This window comes from Bacteroidota bacterium (assembly GCA_039714315.1).
Classification (GTDB): Bacteria; Bacteroidota; Bacteroidia; order Flavobacteriales; family JADGDT01; genus JADGDT01.
This window is the reverse complement of sequence record JBDLJM010000178.1, coordinates 1-5043: the sequence shown is the minus strand read 5'-3', so window position 1 is coordinate 5043 and position 5043 is coordinate 1. Positions and strand designations below refer to the sequence as shown.

The window sequence follows — 5043 nt, the reverse complement described above, 5'->3', positions numbered from 1 at the left end:
ATGACGTCTATATTAATATCCCGGATTCTGTACCAAATTTGGATTCTTCTGTAATTCATTCAAATTAATAGGCCAGAAATAACTTTTGTTTACATCGAAGTATCTGTCTTCTATTTTAGTTTTACTATAAAACTCATTTGCACTTGAAGCTTCTATATTAAGTCCATAAACAGGAGTGTTTAATTTATCTCCTTGTTTCCAGCGACGTAAATCCCACATTCTATGGCCTTCGAAAGCTAATTCGATATTTCTTTCTCTTTGGATGATTTCTCTTAATCCATCTTGAGAACTTGGTTTCCCTGGGCTATTTGATAGTGCCCATGCGTCGCCTACTGAAGGGATTCCGGCTCTTTCTCTAACGAGATCGAGATAATAAACAGCATCATTTCCAAATTTATCTCTTGTTCCAAATGCATATTCATTAAGGGCTTCTGCCATATTCAAATACACCTCTGCTAAACGCAAAGCAGGCCAAGGGTATTCTATAAATGTGTTTTCTGTAGTAGTGAACATAGTTTCGGGGTGAACAAGTTTCTGGATTAAATAACCGCTACGTGTATAGTTTGAACGGTCAACACCATCGTATCCATCGTGCTCATTTAAACGAAAGTACATTGTTTGTTCTGTTCCATTTATCTTATAAATGCCTCTATCAAAAGCAATATTAGAATAAAAACGTGTTTCTCTCATGCGGTGTAACACTGCAGTACTATCACCCGGCAATACGCTAAATCTCCCCATGTAATCGAAAGCAGGATCCTCATCAATAGGAAGTCCGTTTTCGGTATAATACATTTCTACTTCACGTAAAGTAGGACCATTTCCTCCTGCTGCAGTTACTGCTCCTCCATCTATTACACGGGGTGCAGAATGACGTTGCCATCCCCAGTACCATTCCTGCTTGTACCCCCATATCAATTCATTATTCCAAGGTTCAACTAAAGCATATCGGTAATTATCTACTACATCTGCCTCAGCATTATAAAGGGCTACTCCGGTATTTTCAGCATCCTCTATTGCTATCTCTGAAGCTTTAATTGCTTTCATCCATTTTTCACTATCATATGTCTGTGGAAACAAAGTTTCTCCGCTTTTACCTGTAAAACTTGCATAATCAGAGTTGCCATTAAATAACGGACTTGCCATATAAAGCAACATACGTCCTTTTACCGCAGAAACCACTGGTTTTGTAATTCTTCCATAGTCCGTTTTTGATCTGCTGTCAGGAAGCAGGTCGTATGCTTGGTCAAACTTGCTTAAACAAAATTCTGTTACTTCGTCGATAGACTTTCTGTGAGGATAATATTCATCTTCACCTGCATCAAGAGGTATAGATTGGTTTATAATAAGAGTTGGTCCATACTGACGCATAAGCATAAAATGAAGGTAGCCAATAATGAATTGTGCTTCCCCTTTCATTGAGTTCACTTCTTCGGGCAGAAACCCCGGAGTTCTATCAATGTTTTCAAGAAAAGTATATGCCTGACGTATTCCTTCGAAATGGTTATAAGAATGTCCTCCCGGATTTCCCCAATAATCGAAGAATGGATTACTTAAACTCATTGGTTGTATATTCATTTTATATGCATCGTACCATGTCCATGGAATAACAGTTTCATCGTTTACCCAATGTTGTGGATATGTGAGATGATCGTTAATCTTTGGCATAAACGAATACAAAGAATACAGGAAATTATAGGCTTCGGCTGGACGTGTGAATGCATCGTCTATAGTAGCTGTGTTTTCCGGTACTACATCAAGGTAATTACACGACTGGATACCAAGTGAAAGAGCCAGAACCACTAATATTTTATTTATATTTTTTCTCATTTCATTTAGTATTATAAGTTAAACTGTAATCCAAGTGCTATACTTTTCAGGTTTGGATACCTTAAACCATTATAGTTTGTTTTATTAGGATTTCCATCATATAATGCTTCCGGATCCCATAATTTGAATTCAGACATGGTTAGCAAATTATTTCCCATAGCATAAACACGTATGTACTTGTTTATTTTATACCCGATTTCTGCATCTTTAAGACGTAAGAAAGATCCATCACGTAGCCACCACGAAGATGGCATATCATTATTTTGATTATACTCTTCCGTTAAACGCGGATATGCAGCATAAGGATTCGGGTTTTCGGCTGTCCAATAATCATCAGCAATAAACTTAAGAGCATTTCTTTCAAATTCGGTTGTAAATGGCGTTATTGCATCAGGTCTGGTGTCAATATTTTTTCTTCCCATATCATGTCCTCCCATCATAAATGAAACCCTCTCAACTCCTTGAAAGAATATAGACGCATCAAAGTTTTTATACTGAACAGATACCCCAAAACCATAGTTTATTTCAGGTATTAACGGATATCCCATAGGAACCATATCATTATCATCAACGATATCATCGTCATTGATGTTCATATATCTAAGGTCTCCAACTTCATATTTTCCGAATGCCTGTTCAGGATTTTCGTAATATTCTTCCTCTGAACTAACAATGTTAGAAGCCCTCAAACCGTATATTTGATGAACAGGACGACCTACTCTTGTTAAGTTCGGATATTTTTCGGCATAGCCAACAGGTTCATCAAACTCAAGTATTTTATTTGTAGCATATGTGAATGTTCCCATTGCTGTTACAATAAGATCAGATGAAAAAGCCTTATTGTAATTAACTGCTATGTCTATACCATGACTGCCTACAATACCAATATTTGCATATGGATCGGACTCTCCAATACCAAGGTGCGAAGGAATTATCTTTCTCTTTATAAATATACCTGTACGCTCCTCTTCAAAATAATCTGCGGTAATATTCAGTCCGAATTTAGTTTCAAGATCAATTCCAAAGTTCATTTTTTCACCTGTTTCCCAAGTAACTAAAGGGTTGTCGTATTCACGAATAAACACTCCAGGATGATAGTTGCTAAAATCGTACCCCATATTATATCCAAGTCCATCTTCGTATAAGTCCACATCAGAAGTAAAAGGAAAACGACGGTCCCCTCCAATTTGATCGTTACCTGCAAAACCATAAGATGCTCTGAATTTCAATAATGGAATAGCATCATTGAAGATATCTTTAAAGAATTGTTCATTAGATATAGCATAACCTACAGATATAGAAGGGAAGAAACCGAAACGGTGATTCTCGGCAAAATTTTCACTTCCTGTATATCCCATATTCGTTTCAATCATGTACTTATTATCGAACATATAACTAATACGGGCTGCCAATCCCTGATTTCTAAACGCATAAATATCGAAAGGATGTGCTCTTAAATCAGGGTCATTGATTTTGAATTGCTTACTACTATAAACCAATAATGCCTGAATGTCACTTCTTCCAAATACACGATTGTAGTTTATTTGTGGTTGAAAGAAGAAAGTAGAATTTCCATCATCCCAACCACCGGGAACGATAGCTGAATTTCCTCCTGCACCAACAAGGACAACATCATATTCATAAACATCAGGAGCCGGTTGGATTATTGAGTTCTCATCTATTTTGTAGTATGAGGGACTATATGTTTTTCGTACACCTCCAAGTCCCCAACTTTTTACAGATACCATTGCATCTAAAGACAAACCTTTTACCCAGGGTATTTCCTGTGATAATTTAGCCAAAGCCATTAAGGTTGTTGCATTTGTTTCGGAATATCCGCTCTGTAGTCGCGCATATGGATTTGGGAATACTCCCCAGTAACCTCCGGTTTTTGAGCCGAAACGAATGTGATCATCTCCTTCCTGATACGGAAAAGTAGTAGGAAACTGTACCGGGTTCGCATACATTACACTTTTATAAAGGTCATCTGCTTGAATATTCGGTCCTTTTTTTGATTCGAAATTTACGTTAACATTTACCTGCAACTTAGTTGTTTTGCTAAGGTTTGAAGTAAGGTTGTTTTGAATGTTTAAACGGTTGAAATTAATTCCGTTGTCATTTTCTTTTGGTTCTTTTATCAACCCTGTAGAATGGGTATAAGAAACCGATGTGAAATATTGTACAGAAGGCCCCCCTCCACGGATGTTAACATTAGCATATTCCTCCATCTGAAACTGATTGAACAATTCGTCCATCCAGTTAACATTTGGGAACAAGTTTGGATCTAACCCACGTTCTGTTCCATCAATCTGCCAGGCACTGTATTTTTGAGGTGCATTTGGATTTGAATTTCTCACAGCTTCGTTAGCCATATTCATGTAAGTTACAGCATCTGCCATTTCAGGTAAAGAAGTAGGAGTACTTATTTTACTGCGAACCTGAACATTTACAATGGGTTTATCTGATACAATCCCGTTTTTAGTAGTAATAAGAATTACACCATTGGCTCCACGTGCACCGTATAGGGCAGTAGAAGAAGCATCTTTTAGTACCGAGAAACTCTCAATTGTAGAAGGATCAATAGAGTTAAGGTCTCCTCCTGCATGTATTTCCACCCCATCCAAAAACACCAAAGGAGTATTGTTTGCTCCAAAAGTAGAAATACCGCGTATCCAGAACTCGGAACCGTTTGATCCCGGCTCACCACTTCGCTGTACTGCCATTACACCTGCCATACGTCCTGCAAAAGCATTAGTTATGTTTGTAGATGAAGTTTGAAGTTCAGACGGTTTAATAGCAGTTACCGAACCTGTAACAGAAATCTTTTTTTGTTTACTAAAACCTACTACCACAGCTTCGTCCAGTACCTGTGAATCGGGAATAAGTGAAATGTTAATTATATTGTTTCCTGCATAGTCTACTTCTTCGGTTTTGTAACCGATAAAAGAAAATGCTATGGTAGATTTAGCATCATCTAATTCAATTTTATAATTACCATCGAAATCGGTACTTGTACCTATTATAGTTCCTTTAACAAAAACCGAAACTCCGGGTAATCCTTCACCGGTTTCGGAATCTCTGACAGCTCCACTGACTTCAATTTTACCCTGTTGGGCAAAAAGTCCGGAACTGAATAAAATGACTACTACAAACTGCAGGAGTATTTTATTGAGTGTAATTTTTTGATTCATATTTTTTTGATTTTGGTTTAGT

The 5043-nt window shown here is 37.3% G+C and carries 2 protein-coding genes; both read right to left on the bottom strand.

Features of this window, described 5'->3' with window-relative positions; genetic code table 11:
* Positions 1 to 12 precede the first annotated feature (12 nt).
* Complete coding sequence (locus ABFR62_12820; GenBank protein MEN8139306.1) at positions 13 to 1830, bottom strand: RagB/SusD family nutrient uptake outer membrane protein; 1818 nt, start codon at positions 1828 to 1830, stop codon at positions 13 to 15.
* Positions 1831 to 1841: 11 nt separating this feature from the next.
* Positions 1842 to 5021, bottom strand: a complete 3180-nt coding sequence (locus tag ABFR62_12815; protein ID MEN8139305.1) for a TonB-dependent receptor — start codon at positions 5019 to 5021, stop codon at positions 1842 to 1844.
* Positions 5022 to 5043: the final 22 nt, after the last annotated feature.

Coding starts and splice junctions, on each gene's coding strand:
- ABFR62_12820 (MEN8139306.1), bottom strand. CDS start 1,830: ATGAGAAAAAATATAAATAAAATATTAGTGGTTCTGGCTCTTTCACTT.
- ABFR62_12815 (MEN8139305.1), bottom strand. CDS start 5,021: ATGAATCAAAAAATTACACTCAATAAAATACTCCTGCAGTTTGTAGTA.